Origin of the sequence: Bacillus sp. SJZ110, from assembly GCF_006715455.1 — a bacterium.
GTDB classification, from domain to species: Bacteria; Bacillota; Bacilli; order Bacillales; family Bacillaceae; genus Bacillus; species Bacillus subtilis.
In genome coordinates, this window is record NZ_VFNF01000002.1 from 675,984 (window position 1) to 692,947 (window position 16,964).

The following is a 16,964-nucleotide window of genomic DNA, read 5'->3' on the forward strand; positions in this document are numbered from 1 at the left end:
CCTGTTTTTTTATTAATCCTATAAAAAAAGTCGGGTTGACTTATGTTAGAATTGTGCTAAAATTTACTACAAATCTAAAAACTTATCAAGAGCGGCTGAGGGACTGGACCTATGAAGCCCGGCAACCTGCATAGTTTGTAAGGTGCTACTTCCAGCAAAATGAATTCCATTTTGAAAGATAAGGGCTGCATGCTGTTCCTGTCTTTCTTTCCGCCGGATTGAAAGTTTTTTATTTTAAGAGGAAAAAAGGCTGTCTGTGATATCAGCAGCCGCGAATCACATTACAATTGGGAAAAGACAACCGGCAGAAAGCTACTGTTTGTTTGTCTCCGAAAGGAGGAAAGAAGAAATGTTAACGTACGATAATTGGGAAGAACCAACGATTACATTTCCGGAAGACGATCCTTACAAAGGAGCGCTGTCAGTTTTAAAATGGGCATACGGCCATTACGGCAATCAGCTTGTTTATGCCTGCAGTTTCGGAATTGAGGGAATCGTTCTGATTGACTTAATTTATAAAGTGAAAAAAGACGCAGAGATTGTGTTTCTTGATACAGGACTTCATTTTAAAGAAACCTATGAAACAATTGAACGAGTGAAAGAGCGTTATCCGGGTCTTAATATCATCCTGAAAAAACCAGACCTCACCCTTGAGGAACAAGCCGAAGAACATGGTGACAAACTGTGGGAAAGAGAGCCGAATCAGTGCTGCTATCTTAGAAAGGTCGTTCCTTTAAGAGAGGCGCTTTCAGGACATCCAGCCTGGCTTTCCGGCCTGCGTCGTGATCAAGGGCCAAGCCGTGCCAATACGAATTTCTTAAACAAAGATGAAAAATTCAAGTCAGTAAAAGTTTGCCCGCTTATCCATTGGACTTGGAAAGACATTTGGAGATACACATCCCGGAATGAACTGGACTACAATCCGCTTCATGACCAAGGATATCCAAGTATTGGCTGTGCGCCTTGCACTGCTCCCGCTTTTACAGCAGAGGATTTGCGCTCAGGCAGATGGAATGGTATGGCGAAAACAGAATGCGGACTGCATGAATAAGGAGCTGCAAAATGGAATTAGCCGCTATTTTATTTAGCTTGTTTTTCGCGATGAATATTGGTGCAAGCGGCGCTGCAGCTTCGATGGGGGTTGCTTACGGCTCCGGAGCCATCAAAAAGAAAACCTACGCTTTGATCCTATGCGCAGTCGGTGTCTTTGCCGGGGCGGTCATTGGCGGAGGCGAGGTTGTAAAAACAATCAGCTCCGGCATTATTCCTGAGCAGACGATTACACTGACGATTGTTTGCATCATTATTGGAGCTGCTGCCCTGTCGCTCTTTACTGCTAATCTGCTCGGCATTCCTTTGTCGACAAGTGAAGTAACAGTCGGCGCGGTTGTCGGCGTGGGAGTGGCTTATAAAGTATTGTTTGTGAACAATCTTCTGATCATTGTGTCATTTTGGGTTTTTGTCCCGCTGTTCGCTTTCGGCTTCACCTATTTCGTATCTAAGCTGTTTCGTTATTTTAAGATTGAAGTAAAATCTTCTAAAAAGCAAAAAATCCTCGGCGTTGTTTTGTTAGTTGCCGGATTTTTCGAAGCATTCTCTGCCGGCATGAATAACGTGGCGAATGCTGTTGGCCCGTTAGTAGCTGCCGGTGTGCTTGATGTCGGAAAAGGAACCTTGTATGGAGGAGCTTTTGTTGCTCTTGGCGCACTGTTATTAGGCCGGCGTGTGCTAGAAACAAACGGGAAGAAAATTACGAGATTCTCCAAAGGGGAAGGCATTCTCTTATCCGGTACAGGAGCCGGACTGGTGATCATCAGTTCTGTATTTGGGATGCCGGTGCCCTTGGCGCAAGTCACGTCATCGTCTATTATCGGAATAGGCATGGCAAAAAACGGTCCGAACGTGTTCCATAAACAAGTTGTTCAAACGATGCTGAAGGTATGGATCGTATCGCCGTTTTTATCTTTATCGATTTCTTATCTGCTTGTATCCTTGTTTTTAAAAGCAGATTATTATTCGATCTTTATCATGGTAAGTGTGCTTTTAGCGGCGGGGGGTGCCGTCAGCCTGACAAAGGCCATTCGTAAAGAGAGACGCTCAGTCCACGAACAAGGCGGGGGAATCTGATCATTAATCTGAGTAATTTTATAAGTTAACTAGGAGGAGATGGATATTATGAGCTTAGCACCACACGGAGGAACATTAGTAAACAGAGTAGATGAATCATATGATGTGAGCGGCATCCAAAAAGAAATTGAACTTGATTTAATTTCTTTCGCGGATTTGGAATTGATCGGTATCGGTGCATACAGCCCGATTGAAGGTTTCTTTAATGAAAAAGATTACGTATCTGTAGTCGAAAACATGCGTCTTTCTTCCGGCGTTGTCTGGTCTCTTCCGATCACGCTTCCGGTCGATGCGCAAAAAGCAGCGGAACTGTCACTTGGTGAAACGGTAAAGTTAACGTATGAAGGAGAAACATACGGCGTTATCCAAATCGAAGATCTGTACGTGCCTGACAAACAAAAAGAAGCTGTCAATGTGTACAAAACAGATGAACAGGAGCATCCTGGTGTTAAAAAGCTGTTCAGCCGCGGCAATACATATGTCGGCGGGCCGATTACGTTGATTAAAAAAGCTTCAAAACAGTTCCCTGAATTTACATTTGAACCGTCAGAAACGAGACGCCAGTTTGCGGAAAAAGGCTGGGAAACCATTGTCGGTTTCCAAACAAGAAACCCTGTTCACAGAGCGCATGAATACATTCAAAAAACGGCTCTTGAAACAGTAGACGGCTTGTTCTTGAATCCGTTAGTAGGTGAAACAAAATCTGATGACATTCCAGCTGATGTACGGATGGAAAGCTACCAAGTGCTTCTTGATCATTATTACCCGAAAGATCGCGTTTTCCTTGGTGTCTTTTTAGCGGCGATGCGTTATGCAGGCCCGAGAGAAGCAATTTTCCACGCGCTTGTCAGAAAGAACTACGGCTGCACACATTTCATCGTCGGTCGTGATCATGCAGGTGTAGGCGACTATTACGGAACATACGAAGCACAGGAGCTGTTTGACACATTTAAACCTGAAGAACTCGGAATTACACCGCTGAAATTTGAGCACAGCTTCTTCTGTAAAAAATGCGGAAATATGGGAACAGCGAAAACATGCCCTCATGGCAGAGAGCATCACGTCATTTTATCAGGCACTAAGGTAAGAGGCATGCTGAGAGACGGTGTGCTGCCGCCTGCTGAATTCAGTCGGAAAGAAGTAGTAGAAGTGTTAATCAAAGGGATGAAGAAAAAAGAAGAAGTAGGCGTATCTTAAGGAGGACTGGCAGTGACAAATCGCGATATTGTATGGCATGAAGCCTCTATCACAAAAGAAGAGTATCAGCAAAAAAACAAGCATAAAAGCTCCATTCTCTGGCTGACAGGGTTAAGCGGCTCAGGCAAATCAACCATTGCCAACGCCGCTGCGAGAGAATTGTTTGAGCAAGGCTACCAAGTGATTGTGCTTGACGGGGATAATATCCGTCACGGCCTAAATAAGGATCTTGGTTTTTCTGATGAAGACCGAAAAGAAAACATCCGCCGGATCGGAGAGGTGGCGAAGCTTTTTGTTCAGCAGGGAACCATTGTGATTACTGCTTTTATCTCTCCTTTCCGCGAGGACAGGCAACAGGTTCGCGAGCTTGTGGAAGCGGGCGAATTTAATGAAGTCTACATTAAATGCGACCTTGATATTTGTGAACAAAGAGATCCGAAAGGACTTTACAAAAAAGCAAGAAACGGCGAGATTCCGTTCTTTACAGGAATTGATTCACCTTATGAAGAACCGGAAGCTCCAGAGCTCGTTCTTGATTCAGGACAGCATGACCGTGAAGCGTGTAAAAATCAGCTGATCGAGTTTGTTAAACAAAAATTGAGCTGAATATGATCTGCTGCGTTCTTCTCAGGTGCCGGAATGCAAGCGAGAACATCATCACAGCGAATGCTCTGGAAGAACTCGAATAGATCGGGGGAAATACGATGGGGAAAGTATATATTGTAGGAGCGGGTCCCGGTGACCCTGATCTGCTGACAATTAAAGCGCTGAAAGCCATTGAAAAAGCTGATGTCATCTTATATGACAGATTAGTAAATAAAGAGATTTTACAATATGCCAAAGAGCAAGCAGACCTGATCTACTGCGGGAAGCTTCCGGATTTTCATACGATGAAGCAGGAAACCATCAATCGATTTCTTGTGAAGTATGCGCAAAAAGGGAAAATGGTTGTCAGACTGAAAGGCGGAGACCCTTTTGTGTTCGGGAGAGGAGGGGAAGAAGCGGAATGCCTCTCTGAAAATGGAATTCCGTTTGAAATCATCCCCGGCATTACGTCTGGAATCGCGGCAGCCGCTTATGCCGGAATTCCTGTTACTCATCGGGAGGCGGGCTCTAATGTCGCTTTTGTAACGGGTCACTATAAAAAAGAAGAAGATTTTGAGGAAAAGTGGAAAGCGCTGGCTACAGGAATTGATACACTTGTCATCTATATGGGTATCAAAAACGTGCAGCAGATTGAGAGAAAACTCCTTGAAAATGGCCGGGACGGTTCTACGCCGGCAGCCTTTATTCATTGGGGAACAACGGACAAGCAAAAATCTGTTTTTTGTACAGTTGACACCCTTTCAGAAACGGTGATAAAAGAAAACATTACAAATCCGAGTTTAATTGTCATTGGAAATGTTGTAAATTATCACTATAAGCTGGAATGGTTTGAATCTGAACTGAAAAAACAAGATTTAAGCGAGGCGTTGTAAAAATGAAACAAGCAATTTTATATGTCGGCCACGGCAGCCGGGTCAAAAAAGCGCAGCAAGAAGCCGCAGTCTTTTTGGAAGGATGCAAGGCCCACATCTCTGTGCCAGTACAAGAAATCAGCTTTTTAGAGCTTCAGGAGCCGGCAATTGAGACAGGATTTGAAGCATGTGTGAAGCAAGGCGCCACTCATATCGCAGTGGTGCCTCTGCTTCTTTTAACAGCTGCGCATGCAAAACATGATATTCCGGAAGAAATTGTCCGTGCTGCATCCCGATATCCGTCAGTCCGTATTTCATACGGAAAGCCGATCGGGATTGACAAAGAAGTAGTCAAGGCTGTATATCACCGAATGAAAGACATAGGTGTTCCGTATGAAAATGCCAGAGTGGTGCTCATCGGAAGGGGAAGTTCAGATCCAGATGTCAAAAGAGACGTAACCGGAATTGCTAATCTTCTTCAGGAAATGGTTCCAGTGAAGGAAGTCATTCCGTGCTTTTTGACAGCATGCGGCCCGAATTACAAAGAGGTTTTTTCAGAACTTGAAAAAGATGACGGCATAACAACCTTTATCGTTCCATATTTGCTCTTTACGGGTATGCTGATGAATGAAATCGAACGAGAGGTTCAGAAATTAAAAGCTCATAATCCGAACGTCTACCTCTCTTCCTATATCGGTTTTCATCCTCATGTGAAAAACGCATTTTTGAACCGTGTGAGAGAAACTGCGGCAAATCCTGAGGGACAATTTGATTTCGATGGAGGTTCATATGCTTCCGCTGCACATTAGCCTGGAAAAGAAGAAGGTTGTCATTGCGGGGGGCGGAAGCATCGCTCTCAGAAGGCTGAAAACGGTGATTTCTGAGGGAGCTGATATAACGCTCGTCAGTCCGGATGTTGAACCGGAAATCAAGCAAATGGCAGAAGAGCGACGTATCAAATGGGAAAAACGGACAATTGAAAAAGAAGATTATCTCAATGCTTTCTTCATTATTGCTGCGACGGATAATGCGGCAGTGAACAAAGAAATTGCCCAATCCGCTTCGCCTTTTCAGCTTGTCAATTGTGTCAGTGACGCTGAGCTTGGCAATGTATATATGCCGAAAATCGTAAAAAGAGGGCATGTCACTGTGTCTGTTTCTACAAGCGGAGCCAGTCCAAAGCACACGAAAGAGCTTGCTGAAAACGTGGATAAGCTGATTGACGGCGATTTTGTTGCTGAAGTGAACAGGCTTTATCAGGTGAGAAGAAAGAAATAAGCCAGAGCATACAAATGCTCTGGCTTTTATTTATGCGGCTCAGCTTTTTTTGAGCTTGATGACAGTATCAGCATCAGGCGTGACAAAGACGGTATGCTGGCTGTCATAGGTGACGAAACCGGGTTTCGCGCCGTTTGGTTTTTTGACATGCCTGATTTTTGTATAATCTACAGGCACTGAACTTGAATCTTTAGCTTTTGAAAAATAAGCTGCAATTGTCGCGGCTTCCATGATTGTTTGCTCATCCGGTTCGCTGCTTCTGATCACAACGTGGGAGCCGGGAATGTCCTTCGTGTGAAGCCAGATATCGTCTCTAGCCGCCGCTCTGGTCGTTAAATATTCATTTTGACGATTGTTCTTACCCACTAAAATTGTCAGGCCTGAGGTGGATTCATATGTTTCTAACACCGGATTGTGCGGTTTTTGCTTTTTCTGGCCCTTTTGCTGCTTAGGGCGCAAATATTTGCCCTCAACAAGCTCTTCCCTGATTTCACTGATATCCCGGGGAGAAGCGGACGAAAGCTGCTGAATCAGCTGATCAAAATATTCGATCTCTTCCTGTGCCAGCCGGATTTGCTCCTCGACAACTGCGACCGAATTTTTCGCTTTCTGATATTTCGTGAAATAGGCCTGTGCGTTTTCAGAAGGCGTTTTGTTCGGGTTTAAAGGAATCGTGATTGTCGGGCTTTCTTCATCATAATAATTGATGACCTCAGCCTGTTTATCACCTTTTTTCAGCATATATAAATTAGCGGTTAAAAGCTCCCCGTAAAGCTGAAATTCCTTCGCGTTTTCCGAATACTCCAGGGTTTTCTCTAATTTTTTGATTTTGTTGGCATTCTTCTTCCGTTCGTTCACAACAAAACGCTCAAGATCCTGAGCCTGCTGTTTGACTCGGTCTCGTTCAGCTTTTCCGAAATAAAAACGGTCGAGCAGTTCGCTTAATGAATCAAAACGGCGCGCTTCGCCCTTTAGATGAGTCAGCTCCAGTAAATAAAAATATTCCTTTCCGTTTACAGTCGTAATGTTGGGAATGAAACGGTGCTCTTTCACTTCGGCAAACAGTGCCAGCAACGCTTTTGGCAGTGTGACTTTGTTGGCAAGACCTGCTCTGTGAACCGCTTCTTTGGCGAAAAGCGGAGACACGCCTGAAAAGTGGTCGACAATTTGTTTATCAAGCCTTCCTTCTTGAAAGCTGAGGTGACGCAAAATATCATCTTCTGACGCCTCAAGAGGCGATATTTTGTCCTGAGCAGGCGGAAGCTTATAATCTTGGCCGGGCAGTACTGTACGGTAGCTGTTCATTGACGGTGATAAATGCTTAAGTCCGTCGATAATCACATTTTCTGCTGCGTCAGTCAAAATGATATTGCTGTGACGGCCCATAATTTCTACATAAAGCTTTCGTACGGTTTCATCGCCAATTTCGTTTCGGCTTTTGATATGAAAAATCATAATGCGGTCTAAGCCCGCTTGTTCAATTTTCTCAATGAATCCGCCTTCGATATGCTTTCTCAGCAACATGCAAAACATTGGCGGTTCGCTTGGATTTTCATAAGCTTGTGCCGTGATATGCACCCGTGAATAGCTCGGATGTGCCGATAATAATAGTTTTTGGTTTTTTCCCTTGGCACGTATGTGGAAAATCACATCGTGCTTATATGGCTGATGGACTTTTGTAATTCGTCCGCCCATTATTTTCTCGTTAAGTTCGTGTGTCATTCCGTATGTAAACATGCCATCAAACGACATATGCAATACACCCTCTCATTCTTCCTGCATTCGATAATTATAGCATGAAATGGGACGAGTCAGAATAAGCATGCTTATAGAGTGATATCTCTATAAGAGAGCAGGGGAGTGGACGAGCGGAATGAAGTTTCATGAAATGGGACAAACAGATTTACTAGAGGCAACCAATACGTCCATGAAACAAGGATTAACAGAAAAAGAGGTAAAAAAACGCCTTGACAAGCATGGACCAAACGAGCTGCAAGAAGGGAAAAAAACTTCAGCGCTTCTCTTGTTTTTCGCGCAGTTCAAAGATTTTATGGTGCTTGTGCTTCTGGCGGCAACGTTAATCTCAGGATTTCTTGGTGAATATGTAGATGCGGTTGCGATTATTGCGATTGTGTTTGTGAATGGCATACTCGGTTTCTTTCAAGAAAGGCGTGCTGAGCAATCCCTTCAGGCTTTAAAAGAGCTTTCAACACCGCATGTCATGGCACTAAGGGAAGGAAGCTGGACAAAGATTCCTTCTAAGGAACTGGTGCCGGGGGATATTGTGAAATTTACGAGCGGGGACAGAATTGGCGCAGACGTTCGAATTGTTGAAGCGAGAAGCCTTGAAATAGAAGAATCAGCGCTGACCGGGGAATCAATCCCGGTTGTGAAGCATGCTGATAAATTGAAAAAACCGGATGTTTCACTCGGCGATATTACCAATATGGCATTTATGGGAACGATTGTGACCCGCGGCAGCGGTGTCGGGGTTGTCGTCGGGACAGGAATGAATACGGCTATGGGGAAAATTGCCGACATGCTTGAATCAGCAGGGACATTGTCAACCCCGCTGCAAAGAAGACTGGAGCAGCTCGGAAAGATTTTGATTGTTGTTGCATTGCTTCTGACCGTACTTGTCGTTGCTGTCGGTGTTATTCAGGGTCATGATCTGTACAGTATGTTTTTAGCAGGTGTCTCGTTAGCGGTAGCCGCTATTCCGGAGGGGCTGCCGGCGATTGTGACAGTGGCGCTTTCGCTTGGTGTACAGAGGATGATTAAACAAAAATCCATTGTTAGAAAGCTTCCTGCTGTTGAAACGCTTGGGTGTGCGTCTATCATTTGTTCAGATAAAACAGGGACAATGACCCAAAACAAAATGACGGTGACACATGTTTGGTCCGGGGGGAAAACATGGAGAGTGGCAGGGGCCGGCTATGAACCGAAAGGAAGCTTCACACTAAACGAAAAAGAGATCAGTGTCAATGAACATAAGCCGCTTCAGCAGATGCTTCTGTTCGGAGCGCTTTGTAACAACTCCAATATTGAGAAAAGAGACGGCGAATATGTGCTTGACGGAGATCCGACAGAGGGAGCGCTGCTCACCGCGGCAAGAAAAGGCGGTTTTTCAAAGGAGTTTGTTGAATCAAACTACCGGGTGGTCGAAGAATTTCCGTTTGATTCTGCACGGAAAATGATGACTGTCATCGTAGAGGATCAAGACAGAAAGCGCTATATCATTACAAAAGGTGCACCGGATGTACTGATGCAGCGATCTTCCCGTATTTATTATGACGGCTCAGCGGCTCTTTTTTCAAATGAAAGAAAAGCAGAAACAGAGGCGGTATTAAGACATTTGGCATCACAGGCGCTCAGAACGATAGCCGTCGCCTACAGGCCGATAAAAGCAGGCGAAACACCGTCAATGGAGCAGGCGGAAAAAGATCTGACCATGCTTGGCCTTTCAGGTATCATTGATCCCCCGCGGCCGGAAGTCAGACAGGCGATAAAAGAATGCCGTGAAGCAGGAATTAAGACCGTTATGATTACAGGTGATCATGTAGAAACTGCTAAAGCGATAGCGAAAGACTTGCGCCTCCTTCCGAAAAGCGGCAAAATCATGGACGGCAAGATGCTGAATGAACTTTCTCAAGAAGAGCTTTCTCATGTGGTGGAGGATGTATATGTATTTGCCCGCGTTTCCCCTGAACATAAACTAAAAATCGTAAAAGCCTATCAGGAGAACGGGCATATTGTGGCGATGACGGGAGACGGCGTCAATGATGCTCCTGCCATTAAACAAGCTGATATCGGAGTCTCTATGGGCATTACCGGGACAGATGTGGCCAAAGAAGCATCATCTCTTGTTCTCGTAGATGATAATTTTGCGACGATTAAATCAGCGATAAAAGAAGGCAGGAACATCTACGAAAATATCAGGAAGTTTATCAGATACCTGCTGGCGTCTAACGTCGGAGAAATCCTTGTCATGCTGTTTGCGATGCTGCTCGCCCTTCCTTTACCGCTCGTTCCGATTCAGATTTTGTGGGTCAACTTGGTGACGGACGGATTGCCGGCAATGGCGCTCGGCATGGATCAGCCGGAAGGAGACGTCATGAAGCGCAAGCCCCGTCATCCGAAAGAAGGGGTATTTGCCCGCAAGCTAGGATGGAAGGTCGTTTCCAGAGGATTTTTAATCGGAGTTGCCACTATTTTAGCGTTTATCATTGTGTACCACCGCAATCCGGAAAACTTAGCTTATGCCCAGACGATCGCGTTTGCCACATTGGTGCTCGCTCAGCTTATTCACGTGTTTGACTGCCGCAGCGAAACTTCTGTTTTCTCTAGAAATCCGTTTCAAAACCTGTATTTAATCGGCGCGGTATTGTCATCCATTTTGCTGATGCTTGTAGTAATCTACTATCCGCCGCTTCAGCCGATTTTCCATACTGTAGCCATCACGCCGGGGGACTGGATGCTCGTCATCGGTATGTCCGCCATCCCTACTTTTTTGCTGGCGGGGTCACTTTTAACAAGAAAAAAATAAATTCATATGATATAATCTTAGGGGTAATAGCGTGTCTATTGCCCTTTTATTATGAGAACAGGGAAGAATTGGGTGTTTTAAAATGATACGAAGTATGACAGGCTTCGGCAGTGCAAGCAAAACACAAGACGATCTCTCTGTAAGCGTTGAACTTAAATCTGTGAACTACAGATTTAAAGAAGTGAACGCTCGTTTGCCAAGGCCTTTGCTATATTTTGAAGATAAGCTGAAACAGACCATTCTGCAGCATATTCAGCGCGGAAGAATTGAGCTTTTCGTATCCGTTGACAGTGATATGCTTGTTGAGAAAAGGCTTGAAATTGATTGGCCGCTGCTCGATGAGTTTGTCGCAGCCGCGAGAGATATGAAGAAGCGGTATCAATTGTCTGCAGAGCCCGATGTAATGGATTTCTTTAAGCTTGATCATGTCGTCCAGGTTCATGAAGAACAGACGCAAAATGACAAGCTGGAGGCGTTGATCATCGATGCTGCAGAAGAAGCGGTAAAAGGTCTCTGTGAAATGCGTGAAAAAGAGGGGCTGCTCTTAGCGAAAGACTGCCTGATGCATATTGACCAGCTTGAAGAGCTGGTGAGAGAAACTGAATTGCTGGCTGCAGATGTCGTATCTCGTTACCGGGAACGGCTGTACGCCAGAATCAAAGAATGGACTGAAGATGTATTAGACGAGAGCCGGCTTGTAACAGAATGCGCTATTTTTGCAGACCGCTCTGATATCACTGAAGAGATTACAAGGCTGAAGAGCCACTTCGCCCAGTTTCGTGATATATTAGCTAGTGGCGGAGCTGTCGGGCGCAAACTCGACTTTCTTGTTCAGGAGCTCAATCGGGAAGCAAATACGATCGGCTCAAAAGCAAATGATCATCAGATCACAAAGCTTGTCGTTGAAATGAAAAGTTCTATTGAAAAAATAAAAGAACAAGTGCAAAATATAGAATAGTGACTGTGCGTATTGTTTACAGACGGTCTTACTAGGCTAAACTAGAGACGTCTATTTTACAGGGGGAACGTAGAAGATGACGATTAAACTGATTAATATCGGATTTGGCAATATCATCTCCGCCAATCGGATGATTTCGATTGTCAGCCCGGAGTCTGCGCCAATCAAACGGATGATTCAGGATGCAAGAGACCGCGGAATGCTAATTGACGCTACATACGGACGAAGAACCCGTGCAGTTGTCGTCATGGATAGTGATCACATTATCTTATCTGCCGTCCAGCCTGAGACAGTTGCACACAGACTTTCTGTTAAAGAAGAAATTATGGATGAAGGGCAGGGGTAATTGCCGCATGAAAGAAAGAGGGTTATTAATCGTTCTCTCAGGTCCCTCAGGAGTTGGTAAAGGAACGGTTCGACAAGCGATCTTTTCGCAGGAAGACACAAAATTTGAATATTCGATTTCAGTAACCACAAGAAGTCCAAGAGAGGGCGAAGTGAACGGAGTCGATTATTTTTTCAAAACAAGAGACGAATTCGAACAAATGATTGCGGACAACAAGCTGCTTGAATGGGCAGAGTATGTCGGCAATTATTACGGCACGCCAGTCGATTATGTTGAACAGACGCTTCAAGATGGAAAAGACGTCTTTTTAGAAATTGAAGTTCAAGGGGCTCTTCAAGTGAGAAATGCTTTCCCGGAAGGCCTGTTTATTTTCCTTGCGCCTCCAAGCCTTTCTGAACTGAAAAACAGAATCGTGACACGAGGCACAGAAACAGACGCTCTGATTGAAAATCGAATGAAAGCCGCAAAAGCTGAGATCGAAATGATGGATGCTTATGACTATGTCGTTGAAAACGATAATGTCGAAACGGCTTGCGATAAAATCAAAGCAATCGTTCTTGCTGAACATTTGAAGCGTGAACGCGTTGCACCAAGATATAAGAAAATGCTGGAGGTTGAATAATCAATGTTAGATCCGTCAATTGATTCTTTAATGAATAAATTAGATTCAAAATATACGCTGGTGACTGTTTCTGCGAGACGCGCACGTGAAATGCAAATCAAAAAAGACCAAATGATTGAACATACGATTTCACACAAATATGTAGGCAAAGCTTTAGAAGAAATTGATGCAGGCCTGCTTTCGTTTGAAAAGGAAGACCGCGAATAGTAGCACAAGTAGCAACCTATATCATGTAGGTTGTTATTTTTTTCCGTGCGGTTTTGTAAAGTGCAGAGGGGGAGAATTTATTGCTTAACAATCGAAATGTGTTACTTTGCGTGAGCGGAGGCATCGCTGTTTATAAAGCCTGTGCGTTAACGAGCAAGCTGGTTCAGGCAGGAGCAAATGTCAAAGTGATTATGACTGAATCCGCTTGCCGATTCGTTTCACCGCTGACATTTCAGGCATTGAGCCGCCACGAAGTCTATACAGATACATTTAAAGAACAAAATCCAAGCGTTATTTCTCATATTGATGCTGCAGACTGGGCTGACTTGATTATCGTAGCACCGGCTACTGCAAATGTGATTGGAAAACTGGCAAACGGCATCGCTGATGATATGCTGACGACAACATTGTTGGCAGCAACGGCTCCCGTTTGGATCGCGCCGGCAATGAACGTTCATATGTATGACCACCCGGCAGTCAAACGAAACATTTCTGTTCTTTATCAGGACGGTTATCGTTTTATTGAGCCAAGTGAGGGCTATTTAGCATGCGGTTACGTAGGAAAAGGCAGATTGGAAGAGCCGGAAAACATCGTAAAGCTGGCCGAAAAACATTTTGCTGAAGAAACATCCGCTCCTTTAGAAGGCAAGCATGTGGTCATTACAGCCGGTCCAACGCGGGAAGCGGTTGATCCTGTCCGGTTTTTTACCAATAAATCGACGGGCAAAATGGGCTACGCACTAGCGGAGGCTGCTGTTCAGCTCGGCGCACGGGTAACCTTAATTTCTGGGCCTGTTTCACTTGATCAGCCTAAAGGCCTTGCTGAGTTTATCCCGGTTCAATCGGCTGCGGATATGCGCGAAGCTGTGCTCTCTGTGTATGACGCAAGCGATATAGTCATTAAAACAGCTGCGGTAGCCGATTTTACGCCGAAAACAGTATTTGACCATAAAATGAAAAAACAAGACGGCGGCATGACCTTAGAACTGAAAAGAACAGTCGATATTTTGAAAGAATTGGGCGAGAAAAAGAAAGAGCAGATTTTGGTCGGATTTGCCGCCGAAACACAAGACATTGAACACTATGCACGTAAAAAGCTCGCCGCTAAAAACCTTGATTTGATTGTTGCAAATGATGTGAAAGCAAATGGGGCCGGTTTTGGTGCTGATACGAATATCGTGACAATCTTTTTCAAAGACGGGCATAAACGCGAACTCCCGATTATGTCTAAGCTCGATGTTTCTTTTGAAATCCTTCAGGAGATCGTAGCCCTCTCAAAACAAACCGGAGAGCGCTCATGAATTTTGCAGAAGTCATCGTTGATGTCAGCACCAAAAATATAGACAGGCCTTTTGATTATAAAATCCCAGACCATCTGAAGGGCATGATCAAAACGGGGATGCGGGTCATTGTTCCGTTTGGCCCCCGTAAGATTCAAGGGTTTGTGACAGCAGTCAAAGAAGCATCTGACCTATCGGGAAAATCTGTCAAGGAAGTAGAGGATTTATTAGATCTTACACCTGTTCTGACAGAGGAGCTTATGGATCTGTCATCATGGCTGTCGGACAAAACGCTGTCTTTTAAAATAACGGCGCTTCAAGCAATGCTGCCTGCCGCCTTAAAGGCGAAATATGAAAAAGAATTAAAAATTGCACACGGCGCCGATCTTCCGCCGCAAGTGGAACGGCTGTTTTCTGAAACAAAGACGCTGCTGTATTCAGATATACCCGATCATGATACGCTGAAACTGATTCAAAGGCATGTTCAAAAAGGGGCCATTGACGTGACGTATAAAGTCGCGCAAAAAACCAATAAAAAAATGGTCAGGCATATTCAGGCAAATGCGAGTAAAGAAGAGCTTGCTAAGCAGGCTGAGGGATTGTCCCGCCAAGCAGCAAAACAGCAGGCGATTCTTCACTTTCTCATCTCTGAGCCGGAAGGTGTGAAAATTCCTGCAGCGGAATTGTGCAAAAAAACGGACACGAGCTCTGCAACCATCAAAACCCTTATCCAAAAAGGGCTTTTGAAGGAAAGCTATGAAGAGGTTTACAGAGATCCCTATCAGGACAAAATGTTCAAAAAAACAGAGCCCCTGCCGCTGACAGACGAACAGAGGGCTGCCTTTGAGCCCATACGCGAGACATTGGACAGCGATGAGCATAAAGTGTTCCTCCTTCACGGCGTGACAGGAAGCGGAAAAACGGAAATTTATCTGCAATCAATTGAAAAAGTACTGGCGAAAGGAAAAGAAGCCATCGTCCTCGTACCCGAAATATCGCTGACGCCGCAAATGGTCAACCGCTTCAAGGGCCGCTTCGGCTCCCAGGTGGCAGTCATGCACAGCGGTTTATCCACAGGAGAAAAATATGACGAGTGGCGTAAAATCCACCGGAAGGAAGTACGGCTTGTCGTCGGTGCCAGATCCGCGATTTTTGCTCCGTTTGAAAATCTCGGAATGATAATCATCGATGAAGAGCACGAGTCTTCCTATAAACAGGAAGAAATGCCGCGCTATCATGCGAAAGAGGTGGCAATCAAGCGGGCTGAGCATCACAGCTGCCCGGTTGTATTAGGGAGTGCTACGCCGACATTAGAGTCATATGCAAGAGCGCAAAAGGGCGTATACGAGCTTCTTTCACTGAAGCACCGTGTTAACCACCGGGTGATGCCTGAGGTTTCGCTTGTCGATATGAGAGAGGAGCTTAGAAACGGCAATCGCTCGATGTTTTCAGTTGAATTGATGGAAAAGCTTGAAGAAACGATTGCCAAGGGTGAGCAGGCGGTGCTGTTTTTAAATAAGAGGGGCTATTCTTCCTTTGTGATGTGCAGGGATTGCGGCTATGTCCCGCAATGCCCGCACTGCGACATTTCCATGACGTATCATCGTTACGGCCAAAGGCTGAAATGCCATTATTGCGGACATGAAGAGCCTGTTCCGCACACTTGTCCTGAATGCGCAAGCGAGCATATCCGCTTTTTCGGAACGGGAACACAGCGAGTGGAGGAAGAGCTGACAAAAGTGCTGCCAAGTGCGAGAGTGATTCGGATGGATGTTGACACGACATCACGGAAAGGCGCCCATGAAAAATTACTGTCAGCTTTCGGAGAAGGAAAAGCGGATATTCTTCTCGGAACGCAAATGATCGCGAAAGGGCTTGATTTTCCGAATGTCACGCTTGTCGGAGTGTTAAGTGCTGATACAACACTTCATATTCCTGATTTCAGATCGGCTGAAAAAACATTTCAGCTGTTAACGCAAGTCAGCGGCCGGGCAGGCAGGCATGAAAAGCCCGGCCATGTCATCATTCAAACGTATACACCGTCTCATTACAGTATCCAGCTGACGAAGACACACGATTATGAAACATTCTATCAGCATGAAATGGCGCACAGGAGAGAGCAATCCTATCCGCCATACTACTATTTGGCTCTTGTGACTGTTTCTCATGAGGAAGTGGCGAAAGCAGCGGTTACAGCTGAAAAGATCGCTCATTTTTTGAAAGCAAACTGCGGAGCTGACACGAAAATTCTCGGACCAAGCGCGTCGCCGATAGCCAGGATCAAAGATAGATATCGCTATCAATGCGTGATAAAATACAAACAGGAAACCCAGTTATCCGCTTTATTGAAGAAGATACTGGAACATTATAAACGCGAAATTGAACAAAAACATGTAATGATTTCAATTGATATGAATCCTTATATGATGATGTAAGATCTCACGTCTTGGAGGGTAACAAATTGGCAGTAAAAAAGGTCGTCACACATCCTGCGGAGGTTTTGGAAACACCTGCGGAAACCGTGACTGTTTTTGATAAAAAGCTAAAAAAACTGCTTGATGATATGTACGACACCATGCTTGAAATGGATGGTGTCGGACTGGCAGCGCCGCAAATCGGCATTTTAAAAAGAGCAGCAGTTGTAGACATCGGGGATGACAGAGGGAGAATTGATCTCGTTAATCCTGAAATTTTAGAAAAAAGCGGCGAGCAAACCGGAATTGAAGGATGCTTGAGCTTTCCTGGCGTCTATGGTGATGTCACACGTGCCGATTATGTCAAAGTGCGTGCGTTTAACCGTCAGGGAAAACCGTTCATTCTGGAAGCGCGAGGCTTTTTAGCAAGAGCCGTGCAGCATGAAATGGACCACTTAGACGGTGTGCTGTTTACATCTAAAATAAGTAAATACTATACAGAAGATGAACTAGCGGATATGGAAGGATGATT

The 16,964-nt window shown here is 44.9% G+C and carries 16 protein-coding genes and 1 riboswitch; of the genes, 15 read left to right on the plus strand and 1 reads right to left on the minus strand.

From position 1 onward, the window contains the following. Window positions 1-79: 79 nt before the first annotated feature. Window positions 80-185, plus strand: a riboswitch (SAM riboswitch). Window positions 186-349: 164 nt separating this feature from the next. The 7 genes from FB592_RS09100 to sirC all read left to right on the plus strand — a co-directional run bounded on the left by FB592_RS09100 (window position 350) and on the right by sirC (window position 6,059). Then, window positions 350-1,051, plus strand: a complete 702-nt coding sequence (locus FB592_RS09100; protein ID WP_003221498.1) for a phosphoadenylyl-sulfate reductase — start codon at window positions 350-352, stop codon at window positions 1,049-1,051. 11 nt (window positions 1,052-1,062) lie between these two features. After that, window positions 1,063-2,127 carry a sulfate permease gene (gene cysP, locus FB592_RS09105; RefSeq protein ID WP_014479750.1) on the plus strand — a complete coding sequence of 355 codons (1,065 nt, stop codon included), beginning with the start codon at window positions 1,063-1,065 and terminating at the stop codon, window positions 2,125-2,127. Window positions 2,128-2,175: 48 nt separating this feature from the next. Beyond that, window positions 2,176-3,324 (plus strand): sulfate adenylyltransferase, encoded by a 1,149-nt coding sequence (gene sat, locus FB592_RS09110; RefSeq protein ID WP_003245745.1) that lies wholly within the window; start codon window positions 2,176-2,178, stop codon window positions 3,322-3,324. Between the two features lie 12 nt (window positions 3,325-3,336). Then, the gene (gene cysC / locus FB592_RS09115; protein ID WP_015252120.1) at window positions 3,337-3,930 is read left to right on the plus strand and encodes an adenylyl-sulfate kinase; all 594 of its coding nucleotides are present in this window, start codon (window positions 3,337-3,339) and stop codon (window positions 3,928-3,930) included. Window positions 3,931-4,028: 98 nt separating this feature from the next. Next, a complete protein-coding gene (gene cobA, locus FB592_RS09120) occupies window positions 4,029-4,802 on the plus strand; it encodes a uroporphyrinogen-III C-methyltransferase (RefSeq protein ID WP_029946173.1) in 774 nt (257 codons plus the stop codon). A gap of 2 nt (window positions 4,803-4,804) precedes the next feature. Then, window positions 4,805-5,590 (plus strand): sirohydrochlorin chelatase, encoded by a 786-nt coding sequence (gene sirB / locus FB592_RS09125; RefSeq protein ID WP_070548938.1) that lies wholly within the window; start codon window positions 4,805-4,807, stop codon window positions 5,588-5,590. Next, window positions 5,571-6,059, plus strand: a complete 489-nt coding sequence (gene sirC / locus FB592_RS09130) for a precorrin-2 dehydrogenase (RefSeq protein WP_015715866.1) — start codon at window positions 5,571-5,573, stop codon at window positions 6,057-6,059. Before sirB ends, sirC begins: the two co-directional genes overlap by 20 nt. Window positions 6,060-6,098: 39 nt before the next feature. Here the strand turns inward: sirC and rqcH are convergent, their stop codons facing one another. After that, window positions 6,099-7,811 (minus strand): tRNA modification protein RqcH, encoded by a 1,713-nt coding sequence (rqcH, locus tag FB592_RS09135; RefSeq protein WP_021479315.1) that lies wholly within the window; start codon window positions 7,809-7,811, stop codon window positions 6,099-6,101. A 121-nt stretch (window positions 7,812-7,932) separates the two neighbouring features. On the opposite strand from rqcH, the gene FB592_RS09140 reads away from it, so the two are divergent. The 8 genes from FB592_RS09140 to def all read left to right on the plus strand — a co-directional run bounded on the left by FB592_RS09140 (window position 7,933) and on the right by def (window position 16,962). Further along, on the plus strand, window positions 7,933-10,605 hold the full coding sequence (locus tag FB592_RS09140) for a calcium-translocating P-type ATPase, SERCA-type (protein ID WP_015252116.1): 2,673 nt from the start codon (window positions 7,933-7,935) through the stop codon (window positions 10,603-10,605). A gap of 82 nt (window positions 10,606-10,687) precedes the next feature. Then, window positions 10,688-11,563, plus strand: a complete 876-nt coding sequence (locus FB592_RS09145) for a YicC/YloC family endoribonuclease (protein WP_009967215.1) — start codon at window positions 10,688-10,690, stop codon at window positions 11,561-11,563. Between the two features lie 76 nt (window positions 11,564-11,639). Beyond that, window positions 11,640-11,909, plus strand: a complete 270-nt coding sequence (remA, locus tag FB592_RS09150) for an extracellular matrix/biofilm regulator RemA (RefSeq protein ID WP_003154355.1) — start codon at window positions 11,640-11,642, stop codon at window positions 11,907-11,909. Window positions 11,910-11,916: 7 nt separating this feature from the next. Continuing rightward, a complete protein-coding gene (gene gmk, locus FB592_RS09155; protein ID WP_003232083.1) occupies window positions 11,917-12,531 on the plus strand; it encodes a guanylate kinase in 615 nt (204 codons plus the stop codon). Between the two features lie 3 nt (window positions 12,532-12,534). Beyond that, on the plus strand, window positions 12,535-12,738 hold the full coding sequence (gene rpoZ / locus FB592_RS09160) for a DNA-directed RNA polymerase subunit omega (protein ID WP_003221520.1): 204 nt from the start codon (window positions 12,535-12,537) through the stop codon (window positions 12,736-12,738). Window positions 12,739-12,818: 80 nt separating this feature from the next. After that, on the plus strand, window positions 12,819-14,039 hold the full coding sequence (gene coaBC, locus FB592_RS09165) for a bifunctional phosphopantothenoylcysteine decarboxylase/phosphopantothenate--cysteine ligase CoaBC (RefSeq protein WP_049139976.1): 1,221 nt from the start codon (window positions 12,819-12,821) through the stop codon (window positions 14,037-14,039). Next, entirely contained in the window at window positions 14,036-16,453 is a 2,418-nt protein-coding gene (gene priA / locus FB592_RS09170) for a primosomal protein N' (protein ID WP_041351111.1), read from the plus strand. The genes coaBC and priA overlap by 4 nt, the downstream gene beginning before the upstream one ends. A 26-nt stretch (window positions 16,454-16,479) precedes the next feature. Next, window positions 16,480-16,962, plus strand: a complete 483-nt coding sequence (gene def / locus FB592_RS09175; RefSeq protein WP_015383630.1) for a peptide deformylase — start codon at window positions 16,480-16,482, stop codon at window positions 16,960-16,962. Window positions 16,963-16,964 lie beyond the last annotated feature (2 nt).